The organism is Lebetimonas sp. JS085, assembly GCF_000523295.1.
Lineage (GTDB): Bacteria > Campylobacterota > Campylobacteria > Campylobacterales > Nautiliaceae > Lebetimonas.
On sequence record NZ_ATHR01000001.1, the window covers coordinates 1,261,482 to 1,275,480 of the forward strand.

General features: G+C 31.7%; 18 protein-coding genes. 11 read left to right on the forward strand and 7 right to left on the reverse strand.

The features are described 5' to 3' along the window. Complete coding sequence (locus tag DZ68_RS0107085; RefSeq protein ID WP_024790935.1) at nucleotides 1–921, reverse strand: respiratory chain complex I subunit 1 family protein; 921 nt, start codon at nucleotides 919–921, stop codon at nucleotides 1–3. Next, nucleotides 918–2,783: a proton-conducting transporter membrane subunit gene (locus DZ68_RS0107090; protein ID WP_024790936.1), complete on the reverse strand. Its 1,866-nt coding sequence runs from the start codon at nucleotides 2,781–2,783 to the stop codon at nucleotides 918–920. The genes DZ68_RS0107085 and DZ68_RS0107090 overlap by 4 nt, the downstream gene beginning before the upstream one ends. Before the next feature lie 210 nt (nucleotides 2,784–2,993). On the opposite strand from DZ68_RS0107090, the gene DZ68_RS0107095 reads away from it, so the two are divergent. From DZ68_RS0107095 to DZ68_RS0107110, 4 genes are read left to right on the forward strand one after another with little or no spacing between them, the layout of a single operon-like run. After that, a complete protein-coding gene (locus DZ68_RS0107095; RefSeq protein ID WP_024787929.1) occupies nucleotides 2,994–3,293 on the forward strand; it encodes a 4Fe-4S binding protein in 300 nt (99 codons plus the stop codon). Further along, complete coding sequence (locus DZ68_RS0107100; RefSeq protein WP_024787930.1) at nucleotides 3,293–4,429, forward strand: 2-oxoglutarate synthase subunit alpha; 1,137 nt, start codon at nucleotides 3,293–3,295, stop codon at nucleotides 4,427–4,429. The genes DZ68_RS0107095 and DZ68_RS0107100 overlap by 1 nt, the downstream gene beginning before the upstream one ends. Nucleotides 4,430–4,438: 9 nt before the next feature. Then, nucleotides 4,439–5,269, forward strand: a complete 831-nt coding sequence (locus tag DZ68_RS0107105; protein WP_024787931.1) for a 2-oxoglutarate ferredoxin oxidoreductase subunit beta — start codon at nucleotides 4,439–4,441, stop codon at nucleotides 5,267–5,269. After that, complete coding sequence (locus DZ68_RS0107110) at nucleotides 5,269–5,829, forward strand: 2-oxoacid:acceptor oxidoreductase family protein (RefSeq protein ID WP_024787932.1); 561 nt, start codon at nucleotides 5,269–5,271, stop codon at nucleotides 5,827–5,829. Before DZ68_RS0107105 ends, DZ68_RS0107110 begins: the two co-directional genes overlap by 1 nt. Nucleotides 5,830–5,854: 25 nt before the next feature. Here DZ68_RS0107110 and DZ68_RS0107115 read toward each other — a convergent pair whose 3' ends face one another. Genes DZ68_RS0107115 through kdsB form a run of 4 tightly spaced genes read right to left on the reverse strand, consistent with a single transcriptional unit; the run spans nucleotide 5,855 to nucleotide 8,347 of the window. Continuing rightward, complete coding sequence (locus DZ68_RS0107115; protein ID WP_024790937.1) at nucleotides 5,855–6,538, reverse strand: ferritin-like domain-containing protein; 684 nt, start codon at nucleotides 6,536–6,538, stop codon at nucleotides 5,855–5,857. Then, the gene (locus tag DZ68_RS11120) at nucleotides 6,525–6,689 is read right to left on the reverse strand and encodes a hypothetical protein (protein ID WP_236619709.1); all 165 of its coding nucleotides are present in this window, start codon (nucleotides 6,687–6,689) and stop codon (nucleotides 6,525–6,527) included. Before DZ68_RS11120 ends, DZ68_RS0107115 begins: the two co-directional genes overlap by 14 nt. 57 nt (nucleotides 6,690–6,746) lie before the next feature. Continuing rightward, nucleotides 6,747–7,646 carry a 4-hydroxythreonine-4-phosphate dehydrogenase gene (gene pdxA / locus DZ68_RS0107125; RefSeq protein ID WP_024787934.1) on the reverse strand — a complete coding sequence of 300 codons (900 nt, stop codon included), beginning with the start codon at nucleotides 7,644–7,646 and terminating at the stop codon, nucleotides 6,747–6,749. Beyond that, nucleotides 7,643–8,347 (reverse strand): 3-deoxy-manno-octulosonate cytidylyltransferase, encoded by a 705-nt coding sequence (gene kdsB / locus DZ68_RS0107130; RefSeq protein WP_024787935.1) that lies wholly within the window; start codon nucleotides 8,345–8,347, stop codon nucleotides 7,643–7,645. Before kdsB ends, pdxA begins: the two co-directional genes overlap by 4 nt. A 43-nt stretch (nucleotides 8,348–8,390) precedes the next feature. Between kdsB and DZ68_RS0107135 the strand changes: the two genes are divergently transcribed. From DZ68_RS0107135 to DZ68_RS0107160, 6 genes are read left to right on the forward strand one after another with little or no spacing between them, the layout of a single operon-like run. Beyond that, on the forward strand, nucleotides 8,391–8,582 hold the full coding sequence (locus tag DZ68_RS0107135) for a hypothetical protein (RefSeq protein WP_024787936.1): 192 nt from the start codon (nucleotides 8,391–8,393) through the stop codon (nucleotides 8,580–8,582). After that, nucleotides 8,579–9,262, forward strand: a complete 684-nt coding sequence (locus DZ68_RS0107140) for a tRNA1(Val) (adenine(37)-N6)-methyltransferase (protein WP_024787937.1) — start codon at nucleotides 8,579–8,581, stop codon at nucleotides 9,260–9,262. The genes DZ68_RS0107135 and DZ68_RS0107140 overlap by 4 nt, the downstream gene beginning before the upstream one ends. A gap of 15 nt (nucleotides 9,263–9,277) precedes the next feature. Continuing rightward, entirely contained in the window at nucleotides 9,278–9,667 is a 390-nt protein-coding gene (locus tag DZ68_RS0107145; protein ID WP_024787938.1) for a YkgJ family cysteine cluster protein, read from the forward strand. Then, entirely contained in the window at nucleotides 9,657–10,955 is a 1,299-nt protein-coding gene (locus tag DZ68_RS0107150; RefSeq protein WP_024790938.1) for a lipopolysaccharide assembly protein LapB, read from the forward strand. The genes DZ68_RS0107145 and DZ68_RS0107150 overlap by 11 nt, the downstream gene beginning before the upstream one ends. Continuing rightward, a complete protein-coding gene (gene trpC / locus DZ68_RS0107155; RefSeq protein WP_024787940.1) occupies nucleotides 10,894–11,667 on the forward strand; it encodes an indole-3-glycerol phosphate synthase TrpC in 774 nt (257 codons plus the stop codon). The genes DZ68_RS0107150 and trpC overlap by 62 nt, the downstream gene beginning before the upstream one ends. Before the next feature lie 20 nt (nucleotides 11,668–11,687). Further along, nucleotides 11,688–12,398 (forward strand): flagellar basal body L-ring protein FlgH, encoded by a 711-nt coding sequence (locus DZ68_RS0107160; protein ID WP_024787941.1) that lies wholly within the window; start codon nucleotides 11,688–11,690, stop codon nucleotides 12,396–12,398. Between the two features lie 35 nt (nucleotides 12,399–12,433). Here the strand turns inward: DZ68_RS0107160 and hemW are convergent, their stop codons facing one another. After that, nucleotides 12,434–13,495: a radical SAM family heme chaperone HemW gene (gene hemW / locus DZ68_RS0107165; protein WP_024790939.1), complete on the reverse strand. Its 1,062-nt coding sequence runs from the start codon at nucleotides 13,493–13,495 to the stop codon at nucleotides 12,434–12,436. A gap of 43 nt (nucleotides 13,496–13,538) precedes the next feature. Here hemW and DZ68_RS0107170 point away from each other — a divergent pair, with 43 nt between their 5' ends. Continuing rightward, the gene (locus DZ68_RS0107170; RefSeq protein ID WP_024787943.1) at nucleotides 13,539–13,997 is read left to right on the forward strand and encodes an RNA pyrophosphohydrolase; all 459 of its coding nucleotides are present in this window, start codon (nucleotides 13,539–13,541) and stop codon (nucleotides 13,995–13,997) included. Nucleotides 13,998–13,999: the final 2 nt, after the last annotated feature.

Below are 13,999 nucleotides of genomic sequence, written 5' to 3' on the forward strand. Positions count from 1 at the left end.
TTATGCTCCTAAAATATAATAAGTTGTTAAAGACAAAAATCCGAAAATTATCGCAACTGCAAGTAAATTAGGTACTTTAAAAAGCCTGAGTTTTGTTGTGTTGACTTCAACCAAAGCTACCATTACGGCAATTAACAAAAGTTTTATAATAAAAATACCGAGAGCCAAACACCAGCATAAATTGCTTCCAAAAGGCATAAAAAGTGTTGCAAAAAGCGAGGCAAAAATTCCAAATTTCAAACTTCCCGCGAGTTCTATTAAAGCCAAATTAGCCCCGCTTGCATCAAGTATCATGGCTTCGTGAACCATTGTAAGCTCAAGATGGGTTTCGGGATTGTCAACCGGAATTCTGCCGTTTTCAGCTATCAACAAAATAAAAAAACTTATTGCGGAAAGTATAAAGCTGGCACTGTAAATAATAGGAAAATGATTTGAAAGAGATACAGCCGCTTTTGAAATTGAAATATTTCCCCCCATTAAAGAAACAGCAAAAATGGTAAGAATCATTGCAGGTTCGACCATGGCGGAAATAAAAGCTTCCCTGCTTGAGCCTATTCCTCCAAAACTGCTTGCACTGTCAAGTCCTAAAAGCATAAGAAAGAATGTAGATAAACTCATAAGCCCTGTGATTGTAAATGCGTCCATAAATGAAATATAAAAACTTTTGTTATAAATAGGGGGCAGTAAAAACAAAACAATAATCAAAGGGGAAATTATTAAAAAAGGCGCCATTTTTGAAATAAGACTTGTTTCTTTTGAATATATTACCTCTTTTTTAAAAAGTTTGGTTATATCAATATAAGATTGAAAAGGTGAAAGGGGCTTTTTAAACAAAAGAAACATTTTTATTGATTTAATCATACCAGTTAAAAAAGGGGAAACTAAAGCTATAAAAATTATACTCAAAAAATAATCAATCATTTTCTGTCTCCTAAAAGTAATATTTTGATAAAAATAGCTATAACAGTTATTTCAAGCAATATTTCGCCCCAGGAAACCTGATGATAAAAAACCCTGTAAGAAAAAAGAACTAAAATCAAAAGATTAAAAATTAAAGCGACATATTTTGTTTTTTCGAAATGCGAAATTTTATATACATAGTAACTGATAATATTGGCTAATTTTACATTTCCGTCATATAAACTTTTTTCAAAAAGAGGTTTTACATGCACTTCATAAAAAGAATATGTAAATTTAGTTTTATGTCCTAAAATAGTTTCTTTTACCCTATGCTCTTTTGGTCTATACAGCCATGTGAAAAATTTTCTGATTGGTCCGGCAAATCCTACTGATGAATACTGGTTGGTTTTATTAACTTCGTATCCGCATCCCCAGGTGTGATATGTTCTTGTTTTTATATTTAACGATTTATATATTAAATAAATAACTGCAGTTACGATTATTAAGGCAAAAAACAGTATCAGAGGAGATACGCTTCCACCATTGGAATTTACACTGTGCATTATCCAGATATCCGGAAAGATTTTATTATAAATATTTAAAACAGGTGTTGAAATATTTATAAATTTAATAACAAAAGGGGCGAAAAGCATTAAAGAAATTACAACTATACCCATTAAAATCTGTCCTATTTGCATTAAAATATTTACCTCTTTTGCGTTTTTTGCGTTTTCGCTTCTGTAGAGTCCTAAAAATGCAATACCGAATGCTTTTACAAAACATGCAATTGCAAGACCTCCGGTAAGGGCAAGGGCAAAAATAGAAAATGGAAAGGCAAGTTTTAAAGCAATGTTGCTTATTCCGCTTGAACTTAACATGCTTTGAAATGTCATCCATTCACTCAAAAATCCGTTTGTAGGGGGAAGAGCTGATATGGAAACGGCGGCGAGTAAAAAACTAAAAGCGGTTATCGGCATATTTTTAATAAGTCCGCCGTATTGTTCAAGATTTTTGGTGTGAGTTTCATATAATACGCTTCCCGCACTCATAAAAAGAAGTGATTTAAAACTCATATGGTTAAATGTATGATAAATCGCAGCAATAAAAGCAAAAGCACTTAAAATGGGCATATTTAAAGTATTAAATATCATACCTACGCCTATACCTATTAATATTATTCCAATATTTTCTACCGAATGGTTTGCAAGAAGAGCTTTTATATCATGTTCGCTAAGAGCATACAATACCCCTATGAGCGCGCTCAATGTCCCTATTATCAATATAATAATTCCCCATTCTATAGGCCATGAAGGAATCATAAATAAAAATTTTAAAAATGCAAAAATTGCAACTTTTAGCATAACTCCGCTCATTAAGGCTGAAACGGGAGAAGGGGCTGCCGGATGGGCATACGGAAGCCATACATGAAGAGGCACTGCTCCGGCTTTGCTTAAAAAGCCCAGAGACATTAAAATAAATAGAAGAGTCGGATATTTGAAATTGGCCATATTTAATTTTAAAAAGCTAAAAGGCATAAATAAATTTTGCGGCGAAACAAGCAGGAAAAACAGTAATATAAACACAAAACCGAAATGTGTCATAAAAAAGTAAAATCTGGCGGCTTTTAAGTTTTTTCCCTCCGGTTCGGTTAAAATCAGCTGCCATGAACTCAGACTCATAAGTTCCCAGAAAAATAAAAATACAACTATATTATTACTTAATACTACGCCAATCATTGAAATAATAAATGTAAAATAATGCAATAAAAAATGGAATTTTCTTTCAATATGGCTTAAATATCCAGCCATGTAAAACAGATTGGGCAACGCACCTAAAAAAATTAAAAATAAAAACAATACAGAAAAAGAATTAAATTCGAACATCTATTTCGCCTTTAAGATAATTTGGGAAAGTTTCAGTGAAATTATACTACCAATATTTTCTATTTGTTATTAAATTTATATTAATTTTTAATTTTTTTATAGTTTCGAAAAGTAACAATATAATATTATTTTTTTAACTTTGAAAAACAGATTAAGTTAAATCATTTTTTATATGCTATTATATTTACACAAAGAATAAAAGGAGAATAAATGGCGTTAAATGTAAATTTTAAATTAAAAGCTCCAGAAAACACACCTGTGTGGGTAGATGAAAATAAATGCAAAAGCTGTGAACTTTGCGTAGATTTTTGTCCTACCGGGGTTCTTGAAATGGTCGTTGACCCTCATAATATTTTAGGTCAGATGGTTAAAGTTGCCCATCCAGAATATTGTATAGGATGCAGGGAATGTGAGCTTGAATGTCCTGATTTTTGTATTTTTGTAGCGGAAAGAGACGAATATAAATTTAAAAAATTAAATGAAGTTAAGAAGTTAAAAGGAGAAGCGTAATGAGAGAAGTAGTATCAACAGGAAATAAGCTTGCGGCACTTGCAGCCATTGATGCGGGATGCAGGTTTTTCGGAGGATATCCGATTACACCTTCAAGTGAAATTGCCCATGAAATGAGCAGACTGTTACCAAAAGTTGGCGGCGTATTTATCCAAATGGAAGATGAAATCGCAGGTATTTCAGTTGCGCTTGGGGCCAGTATGAGCGGAACCAAGGCTATGACAAATACTTCAGGCCCCGGAATAAGTCTAAAAGCGGAGCAAATAGGACTTGCGTTTATGGGAGAAGTTCCTTTGGTTATCACAAATGTAATGAGAGGAGGACCTTCAACCGGGCTTCCTACAAGACCTGCACAACAGGATATTTTACAGGCTCAGGCACCAACTCATGGAGATTATCAGTCAATTGCACTGTGTCCGGGAAGTTTGGATGAGTGTTACACTGAAACAGTCAGGGCATTTAATTTAGCTGAAAGATTTATGACGCCTGTATTTGTGTTACTTGATGAAACACTTGGGCATATGGTAGGAAAAGCAGTACTTCCTCCAAAAGATGAAGTTGAAAAAAATATTGTCAATAGACGTGTATATGAAGGTGATCCTGCGACATATGAACCGTATAATGTTCCGGCAGATGAACCTGCAATTTTAAATCCATTTTTTAAAGGATACAGATATCATATTACCGGGCTTCATCACGGACCAACAGGATTCCCTACAGAAGATGCAAAACTTTCACAGGAATTAATTGACAGATTATTTAATAAAATTTTAGCCCATAAAGACGAAATAGAAAGTTATGAAGAATATATGCTTGATGATGCCGATATTTTAGTTATTGCATATGGAAGTGTGAGCTTGGCGGCAAAAGAAGCAATCAGACAACTTAGGGCTGAGGGTATTAAAGCGGGATTATTCAGACCAATTACACTTTGGCCGTCTCCGGAAGAAAAAATTGATGAAGTATGTAAAAAATTTGATAAAGTATTGGTGGCTGAAATGAATAAAGGTCAATATTTTAAAGAAATTCAAAGAGCAAGCGGAAGAAAAGCCGAAACATTTGATACTTTATTTAAAGCAAACGGAAGACCAATTAGCCCTGCTGAATTTAAAGCAAAAATAAAAGAAATGGTATAAGGAGAAACAATGGCGTTTAATTATGATTATTATTTAAGAACGGAAAAAATGCCGACACTTTGGTGTTGGGGATGCGGTGACGGTATTATTATGAAAGCTGTTATAAGAGCTATGGCAAAACTCGGATGGGATAAAAACGATGTCTGTGTTGTAAGCGGAATCGGATGCAGCGGAAGATTCTCAAGCTATATTGACGCAAACACGGTTCATACTACCCATGGAAGAACACTTGCTTATGCAACAGGAGTAAAACTTGCCAATCCTGATAAACATGTTGTCGTTGTAGCGGGTGACGGAGACGGACTTGCCATTGGAGGTAACCACACTATTCACGCATGCAGAAGAAATATAGATTTAAATTTTATTTTAGTCGATAATTTTATTTACGGGCTTACAAACTCTCAGGTTTCTCCTACAACTCCAAAAGGAGCATGGTCAGTAACTACCCAGTATGGAAATATCGACCCGACTTTTGATGCCTGTGAATTAGCTAAAGGGGCAGGGGCGACTTTTGTAGCAAGAGAAAGTGTGGCCGAAGCTCAAAAACTTGAAAGAATATTTATAAAAGCTTTTGGCCATAAAGGGTTCAGTTTTATAGATGTCCATTCAAACTGTCATGTTAATTTCGGTAGAAAGAATAAAATGGCTCAAGCAAAACAGAATATGGACTGGATTGAAAGCAATTTAGTTCCTAAAGCAAAATGGGATAAGTTAAGCGAAGAAGAAAAATATGAATTAAAACAGCAGGGTAAAAAACCAAGAGGAATTTTATATCAACAGGAGGAACCTGAATACACTGAAGAGTATTATAAATTAATCGATAGAGTAAGGGGTAAATAATGAGAAAACAATTAAGATTTACAGGGGTTGGAGGACAAGGTGTCCTTCTTGCCGGTGAAATTTTAGCAAGAGCTTATGTCAGGGCCGGTAAATACGGAATTCAGGTAGGTACCTATACTTCCCAGGTAAGGGGAGGCCCTACAAAAGTTGATATTATCTTAGATGATGAGCCTATTCTTTATCCTTATGCGGTTGACGGTGAAATTGATTTTATGCTCAGTGTTGCAGATAAATCTTATCAGTTGTTTAAAGAAGGTGTTAAAGAAGGCGGTATAATTGTATATGAACCGAATCTGGTTTATCCGAGTGATGATGACAAAGCGAAATGGAAAATGTTTGCTATAGATATTATTGATATCGCAAAAGAAAAAGTCGGAAATGTTATTACCCAGTCAGTTGTGGCTCTTGCAATTGCTACAAAAATGAATGATATAGACAAAGATATGGTATATGAAACTATGATTCAAACAGTTCCGCCTAAAGCGGTTGAGATTAACAAAAAAGCATTTGAACTAGGTTTCCAAGCCGCAGTTGCTGCTTTAGAAAAAGAAAATTCATAAAATTCAAAAGCTTTTGCTTTTGAATTTATTTCAATGAATTCAAAGCTCTTTTAAGAAGCTCTGCATGATATAACTCCTGACGCGAAATAAACAGTAAAAACTCGCTTAATTCTTCATTTCCTATTTTTTCGGCTAAAATCAGGCATTGTTTTTCAGCATCCATTTCTTCTTCAATATTTTCTTTTAAAAATTCCACAATTCCAATATTTTCATATTTTCCGTGAGGTATCGGTCTTGGAAGGGTAAGCACACCCATTTCACTTGCAAGCTGTGCAAATCTTCTTAAATGATAGATTGAATCATATGCCAAATCCGTAAAAGCGGAATTTGCAACCTCATTATCTGAAAATGCTTTTAAATATGAATAAATTGTAATTAATTCATATTCTTTGAATGTCTCTTCCATTAAGAAAAACACAAGTGCCGCTTTTGCGTTTTCATCAAGTTTAACACCGGATAATTCTTTATTTTCATTAAATGCTGTAATAATACATTCCAAATCCAGTTTTTTAATTTGAGATAAAAAGTAACTGTCGTCATTTTTAAGTCTTTCAATTGTAGGCGTGTTATAATCCTTATAAAATTTCAGATTTTCCTCTAAATCGTTAACAAGCTCCTCTAATAAATCGGATGCATATTTTTTTTGTATTTTTCTTATTTCCTCAGTATTAAAATCCATATTAAATTTTACGTCATCATTTTTTTGCATCAGCCATTGCCCATACCATATGTCTGTATTTAAACATTGCTATATCTTCAAATAATTTTTTGGCATTCGTTTCTTTTACCATTACATTTGCATAAATAAATTTAATAAAACTTTCATGAGAAAATCTTATTAATTTTTGATAATCAATCATTACCTCTCCTTTTTTGATTAATTGTATCAAAAGAAAAATTTTTTTTATTGATATAAATCAATTTTTATGTTTAATAATGTATTTAATGGCATTTTCATAACTTTTTGTATCTGCTATTCCTTTATAGGCGATGTCAAATGCTGTTCCGTGGTCAACTGAAGTTCTTAATATCGGTAGATTAAGACTTACATTTATGCTTTCATCAAAATACAAAGCTTTAAGAGGCGCAAGTCCCTGGTCGTGATACATTGCAATAAAATTTCCTTTTTTTTCTTTAAAGGCAATATCCGGCACAAGCGGTCCGTAAAAAATTTCTTTTTCCAAAATTTCGTTTGTTTCTATAATAGCCGGAAATATTTCTTTTATTTCCTCATCACCCAAAACACCTCCGTCTCCCGCATGAGGATTAAGTGCCAAAACGCCTATTTTTTCAAAATGGGTGCTTCTGTAAAAATCAATAAAGAACTGTATTAATTTTTCTTTTTTTATTTTTGAAGGCACTTCTTTTAGGGGAATATGTTCTGTAAATAAAGCGACATACAGCTTTTCGCATCCGAGCATCATAATTGCCTCTTTTTTAAAAATATCCCTTAAAACTTCCGTATGTCCTTTGTATTTGATTCCGGCTTTTGCCCAGGCTTCTTTGTTTATTGGAAGGGTTGTGATTGCGTTTACTTTTTTTTCTTTTGCAAGTTCAATAGCATTTAAAAAACTCTTAAATGAATATTCGGCGCTGTTTTTGTCTATTTCCCCCGGATTAATCTCAAAATCCCCTTTAACTTCCAATGTTTCAAAATCATCGGGAATTTCATAATTTAATAGTTTTGCACCTTTACTTAGCATTGTTTTATTTATACAATATACAGGTTTTACCCAATTTTTTATTTTATTATGGCTTTTTAGAGCAATTTCAAGCCCGATTCCGTTTAAATCCCCTATACTTACTGCTACTTTCATGCCATTTCCCTCGCTTTTTCCAAATCCTCTTTTGTATCAATCCCGAAACTTTTAGATTCAACTTCAATCATTGCTATTTTTTCCCCGTTTTCTAAAACTCTTAACTGTTCTAGTTTTTCAATATGTTCTAATTTTCCTTGCATTTTTGTAAATATGTCAAGGCTTTTTTTATCGAAACCGTAAATCCCGAGATGTCCTTTATATTTGTGTGCCCGGTTGTCTCTGTTGTATGGAATTTTTGAGCGTGAAAAATAAAGGGCATCTGAATTTTTATCAACTACAACTTTTACTAAATTGGGGTCTTGGGCGCTTAATTCGTCTATTATTTTATAACAGCTTACCATTTTAAAGTTTCTGTTTAAATCAATCAGTTTTTGTTTAACTTTTTGAAGTATAACCGGTTCTAAAAACGGTTCGTCTCCCTGCATATTTATAACAATTTCATTTTCTGGGAGTTTTAATATATCGCTTGCTTCTTTTATTCTGTCGCTTCCGCTTTTGTGGTTTTTATCTGTAAGCACCGCTTCAAATCCGTATTTTTTACAAACATCAATCACTTCTTTTGAATCGGTGGCAATGACCACATCATCAACTTCTTTTGCGCTCTGGGCGCACCATATTATAACGGGTTTGTTTTTTATACTTAGAAGAACTTTGTTTGGCAGTCTTGAAGAAGAGAGTCTTGCGGGAATTATAATCATTGATTTCCTTTTTAGGTATAATTTTACAAAAAAAAGGCTTAAAATGATTAATAAAATTAAAGAAAAAGTAAAAAACGCAAAACATATAGACGAAAAGAAAAAAAGCGTAATTCTGGAAAAAATTGATGAATGGAAACACGATAAAGACGCTATGAATCTGATACCGAATTTGTTAATGAAATATTATGAAGAAGATATTAAACCTATTTTAGATGAACTGGGGCTTACCGATTGATACTGTATCAGCCAAAGAATGGTTATTGTTATAATTCTGATACAATGTTTTTGTATGATTTTATTACCAAATTTAATATAAAAGGCGATGTTTTAGAAGTAGGCGGGGGATGCGGAGTATTAGGGCTTTTAATTAAAAGGGATTTTCCTGAAATTAATTTAACCGTTATTGAAAAACAAAAAATAATGAGTAAATTAATTGTAAAAAATCTAAAAGTTAACAATTTAAAAGCTGACATTGTCAATGATGATTTTTTAAAATTTGAATTTGATAAAAAATTTGATTATATTATTTCAAACCCTCCTTTTTATAAAGGAACACTGAAAAGTGAAAATGAAATAATTAAAATTGCAAGATATGAGGAATTTTTACCTATGAAAGATTTTTTCAAAAAAGTAAACGCTCTATTAAAAGAAAGAGGGGAATTTATTTTCTGTTATGATGCAAAAAGAATAGATGATATAATTTCAAAAATCCCCAAACCCCTTAAAATTACGGATTTGAGGTTTATGTATCCGAGGATTGGCAAAAACGCATCGTTGGTTTTGATTAGAGCCAAAAGGCACGCTAAATCAATGATAAATGTTCATCCTCCTTTAATCGGGTTTGAAGGTAAAAATTATTCAAATGAAGCATATGAAATATATAAAAAAGCTAATACTAAAAGCGTAAAAATATAGCGAAAAGAGTGAGTGGTGAGAAGTGAAAAATTGATAAGTAAAGACGGATTTGATTTTAAGTTTAATCCCGATGCCTGCAAAAAATGCAAAGGAAACTGCTGCATAGGCGAGAGCGGATACATTTGGGTAAATCCAAAAGAAATAGAAGCTATTGCCGATTTTTTAGGGATTGACAAAAATATTTTTATCGACAGATTCTTAATAAAAGTTGGATATAAATATTCAATAAAAGAAAAACCGTACAAAAAGGGATATGCATGTATATTTTTTGAAAACGGATGTAAAATTTATCCTGTAAGGCCAAATCAATGCAAAACATTTCCTTTTTGGGAGAGGTATAAAGATGAAAGATATTATGAAGAATTAAAAAACGAATGCCCGGGAGTTATTTTTAATGAAAAATGAAAAATGGATAATTAAAATGAAATATTTAAGATTTATGTTGGTAATTTTATTGATTTTTACTGGGTGTAGTGTTAAAAAACCCCAAATCGGTAAAAAAGCATTTGACCAAGAAGACAATTATATAATTAAAGCTCTGGTTTTGGAAAATGACAATAAGCCCCTCCAAGCCGCCGATATATATGACTTTTTATATAAAAAAACAGGTAAAAATGTTTATTTTAAAAAAGAAATAGAAGATTTGTTTTTTGCCAAAAAATATAAAAAAGTTTTAAATTTAACCGAAAATATTAAAAATTTGGATAAAGAAATATTTAAATACAGAATTTTTTCTCTGCTTGAACTTAAAAAAGGCAGTGAGGCAAAAAAAGAGCTGTTGACGTATTTTAACAAGAAAGAGCCTCTCTTTTATGAACTTATGTCATATATTTTAATAAAAGAAAAAAAATATAATAAAGCTGCCGATTATATAAAATCATTATATGCTATTAATCATAACAAACATACTCTTTTGGCGTTAGCAGATTTATTAATAAAAATAAAAAAATATAATGAAGCGCTTGCATATCTCAGGACACATCTTAAAATATACGGCTGTGAAACAGATGTCTGTGAACGTTTGGCCGAAATATACCGCCAGACGCAGGATTTTGAAAATTTGGCTTATATATATTCATTAATGGGTAAATATGATAAAAAATATGTTATTTTTGCCTTAAAAATTTATATAGATAACGGAGATTTCAACAAAGCTTTAAAACTCATTGATAAATATAATCTTGGAGATGAATATAAACTGATTCTTTTTGAAAGCTTTAATAAATATAAAGGTGCTGCGAATATTGCTTACAAGTTATTTAATAAAACAAATAACCCGGCTTTTTTATTAAAATACTGTATTTTTGAATACGAAGCATATAATAATAAAGAGGCTGCTTTGGAAGTTATTCCGAAACTTAAATTTTTAGCAAAACTTTATCCTGACAATGATTATATAAATAATTTTTTGGGTTATCTTTTAATTGAATACGATATTAATCCAAAAGAAGGTATAGAATATGTAAAAAAGGCTATTAAAATAAAGCCTGACGATACAGCTTATATAGATTCGCTTGCCTGGGGATATTATAAATTAAAAAAATGCAAAACCGCATGGGATATTATTAAAAATATAGATATGGACGATAAAGAAATCAGTAAACACAAAAAGCTTATAAAAAGGTGCTTTTATGATACTTCAAAAAATCATACAAAAAACTCAAAAAAATCTGAAAAAAGAAAAAAGCATTGATGAACTGTTAAACATAAAAAGAAATTTTAAAAATGTAAAAAAAGCCCTTAAATCAACTTCGGGCAACCCATACAGAATTATTGCAGAGGTTAAAAAAGCAAGTCCCAGTAAAGGAATAATAAGAGAAGATTTTAATCCGGTTGAAATTGCCAAAATATATAACGAAGTTGCGGACGCCATGAGTATTTTAACCGAGCCTTTCTTTTTTCAGGGAAGTTTAGAATATCTTAGAGAAATAAGTAAATTTTCTAAAATACCGCTTCTTAGAAAAGATTTTATTATCGATATTTACCAAATAGCAGAGGCTTACAATGCCGGTGCCGATTTTATTTTACTCATTGCAAAAGCGCTTGATACTGAAAAACTTAAAGAATTATATAATTTTGCCAAAAGTGTTAATTTAGAGGTTTTATTTGAAATTCACGATGAAGAAGATTTAAAAAAAGCTCTTGATGTGGGAGCGGATATTATCGGGTTTAACCACAGGGATTTGAAAACGTTTGAAATGCATATGGATTTAAGTGAAAAGTTGATGCCGCTTTTGCCAAAAGATGTAATTGTCGTGGCTGAAAGCGGAATAAACAGTTTTGAAACTGTAAAAAAGCTGCATAAAAACGGTGTAGACGCATTTTTGGTGGGTGAACATTTTATGAGGGGAAATGATATAAAAAAAGATGTTTTGAAATTAAAGGGAATAGATTTTGCTGGTTAATTAAAAAAGGCAATAATTTTATGAATGTAAAATATTTTTTAAATTTAACTTTTTTAATTTTTTTTATTGGTTGTGCCGAGCATCCAATGGATCCTACTATTAACATGAAACCTCCTAAATATGTGGAAGAAATGCCGAGTAAAAATGTTAATTATCCTAAAAATCCAGGCTCGCTTTTTACAAACGGGGATAATCTGTTTTCTGATACAAAAGCCATGAAAGTAAATGATATTGTAACTGTATTAATTACAGAAACCGTTAAACAGTCATCTCAGGCAAGTAAAAAACTTTCAGAAGCAAATTCAGATAACGGCGGAACTTTTGATGCGGGAATCAGCGGGGGTGTCAGTGTTGCCGGGCATACCGCCCATATTGGGAAAACCGGTATTTCACTGGGGCTGCCCAGTATGAATTCTACAAGAACTTTTAACGGAAGCGGAACTCAGCAGCATAATGAACTTTTTCAAACAACAATCAGTGCCAGAATTATTAAAGTATTAAAAAACGGAAATTATTTTATTTACGGCACCAGGGAAGTTTATTTAGACGGACAAAAACAGGTAATCGCCTTAAGTGGTGTAATAAGACCTCAGGATATTGCAGCGGATAATACTATTGATTCAAAATATATAGCCGATGCCAAAATTAAATATTTTACCCAGGGTGATATAAAAAGAAACATAGAAAAAAACTGGTTTGCTAAAATCTGGGATGCTATTGCCCCATGGTAGTATTTAATGTTAAATTATGAATGTTGAGTGATAAATTAAGAAATGATAAAAGAAGTTAAGGCATCAGCCAGTAAAAAATCATTTGAATAAATTTTATTTTTTTCTTTATAAAGTTTGTTTTCATTTATTAAAATTTTCACTCTTTCTTTTTCTTCTTTATTTAAAATATTTTCTTCAAAACCAATAATTGAGCGGAGTCCCAGGAATATTTTTTCTTTTTTTATATCTTCATCACTTAATTTTTCGTAAGAGTATTTTGTCGGGTTTTTCAAATATTCTTTTACATTTGTTTGAGTGTAATATCTAAACATTTTACATTTTCCATTATCCATTATCCATTTTTTAAATCCCACCGCCCCGGCTCCGATTCCTATATATTCTTTTCCCATCCAATAACCTAAATTATGAAGGCATATGTTTCCAAAATTTGAAATTTCATACTGAAAAAATTTTTCTTTTATTTTATTTATAAACCATATTTCAAGATCTTCATCTTCTTTTCTTTTTGAATAGTCCCCTTCCCATTCAGTCCCTTTTTCTATCGTCAGGGAATATGCGCTGATATGTGTGACAGGCAGTTTAAAAGCTGTGTTTAAATCATTTTCAAGCAGTTTTTTATTGTCTTGGGCAGTCGCATAAATTAAATCCAGGTTTATATTTTCAAAACCCGCTTTTTTTGCGTTTTCTATAGATTTTACAGCCTGAAGGGGTGAATGGTTTCTGTTTAAAAATTTCAATTTTTTTTCGTTAAAACTCTGCACCCCGAAACTTATCCTGTTTATTCCAAAATTTTTGATTTCTTTTAACCATTCATAGGTTACATTAGGGTTTGCTTCTATTGTGATTTCTTTTATATTTTTTATATTCACTTCAATGAGTTTAAACAGCTTTTCATAAAATAACTCTTTCATCGTTGAAGGTGTTCCGCCTCCGATAAAGAGAGTTTTAAATTGTGTATCTGTTTTTACATCGTTTAAATATTGTTTTCTTATGGCATTGAAATATTCTTTTTTTAGATGATTTATATTAGTATAAGAGTTAAATGCGCAGTAATTACACTTACTGTCACAAAAAGGTATGTGAATATATAGTAACATTTGGGCCTTTTTTTAGTATAATTTTACAAAAAAAGGCTGTAAATTGAAAAAATACCGACCAAATGTCGCCGCAGTAATTTTATCTCCGAATTATCCCGAAAAAGTGGAAGTTTTAATAGCCAAAAGAAACGATGTTGACGCCTGGCAGTTTCCACAGGGTGGTATTGATGAAGGCGAAAGTGAAGAAGAAGCCCTTTTAAGAGAGCTAAAAGAGGAAATAGGAACCGATGAAGTAGAGATTCTTGCAAAAATGCCTGAATGGCAGACATATGAATTTCCCAAAATTATTGCTAAAAAAATGTATCCGTATGACGGACAAAGACAAAGATATTTTTTGGTAAAACTTAAAAGAGGTGCAAAAATTAATTTAAATACAGCTCATCCGGAGTTTGAAGATTATAAATTTGTACCTGTAAATAAAATTTTTAATTATGTTAAATCCTTTAAAAGGCCTGTTTATAAAATAGTTTTGAATTTTTTTAAAAAATTGGGATATATATAAAA

Coding starts and splice junctions, on each gene's coding strand:
- DZ68_RS0107085 (WP_024790935.1), bottom strand. CDS start 921: ATGATTGATTATTTTTTGAGTATAATTTTTATAGCTTTAGTTTCCCCT.
- DZ68_RS0107090 (WP_024790936.1), bottom strand. CDS start 2,783: ATGTTCGAATTTAATTCTTTTTCTGTATTGTTTTTATTTTTAATTTTT.
- DZ68_RS0107095 (WP_024787929.1), top strand. CDS start 2,994: ATGGCGTTAAATGTAAATTTTAAATTAAAAGCTCCAGAAAACACACCT.
- DZ68_RS0107100 (WP_024787930.1), top strand. CDS start 3,293: ATGAGAGAAGTAGTATCAACAGGAAATAAGCTTGCGGCACTTGCAGCC.
- DZ68_RS0107105 (WP_024787931.1), top strand. CDS start 4,439: ATGGCGTTTAATTATGATTATTATTTAAGAACGGAAAAAATGCCGACA.
- DZ68_RS0107110 (WP_024787932.1), top strand. CDS start 5,269: ATGAGAAAACAATTAAGATTTACAGGGGTTGGAGGACAAGGTGTCCTT.
- DZ68_RS0107115 (WP_024790937.1), bottom strand. CDS start 6,538: ATGCAAAAAAATGATGACGTAAAATTTAATATGGATTTTAATACTGAG.
- DZ68_RS11120 (WP_236619709.1), bottom strand. CDS start 6,689: ATGATTGATTATCAAAAATTAATAAGATTTTCTCATGAAAGTTTTATT.
- pdxA (WP_024787934.1), bottom strand. CDS start 7,646: ATGAAAGTAGCAGTAAGTATAGGGGATTTAAACGGAATCGGGCTTGAA.
- kdsB (WP_024787935.1), bottom strand. CDS start 8,347: ATGATTATAATTCCCGCAAGACTCTCTTCTTCAAGACTGCCAAACAAA.
- DZ68_RS0107135 (WP_024787936.1), top strand. CDS start 8,391: ATGATTAATAAAATTAAAGAAAAAGTAAAAAACGCAAAACATATAGAC.
- DZ68_RS0107150 (WP_024790938.1), top strand. CDS start 9,657: ATGAAAAATGAAAAATGGATAATTAAAATGAAATATTTAAGATTTATG.
- trpC (WP_024787940.1), top strand. CDS start 10,894: ATGATACTTCAAAAAATCATACAAAAAACTCAAAAAAATCTGAAAAAA.
- DZ68_RS0107160 (WP_024787941.1), top strand. CDS start 11,688: ATGAATGTAAAATATTTTTTAAATTTAACTTTTTTAATTTTTTTTATT.
- hemW (WP_024790939.1), bottom strand. CDS start 13,495: ATGTTACTATATATTCACATACCTTTTTGTGACAGTAAGTGTAATTAC.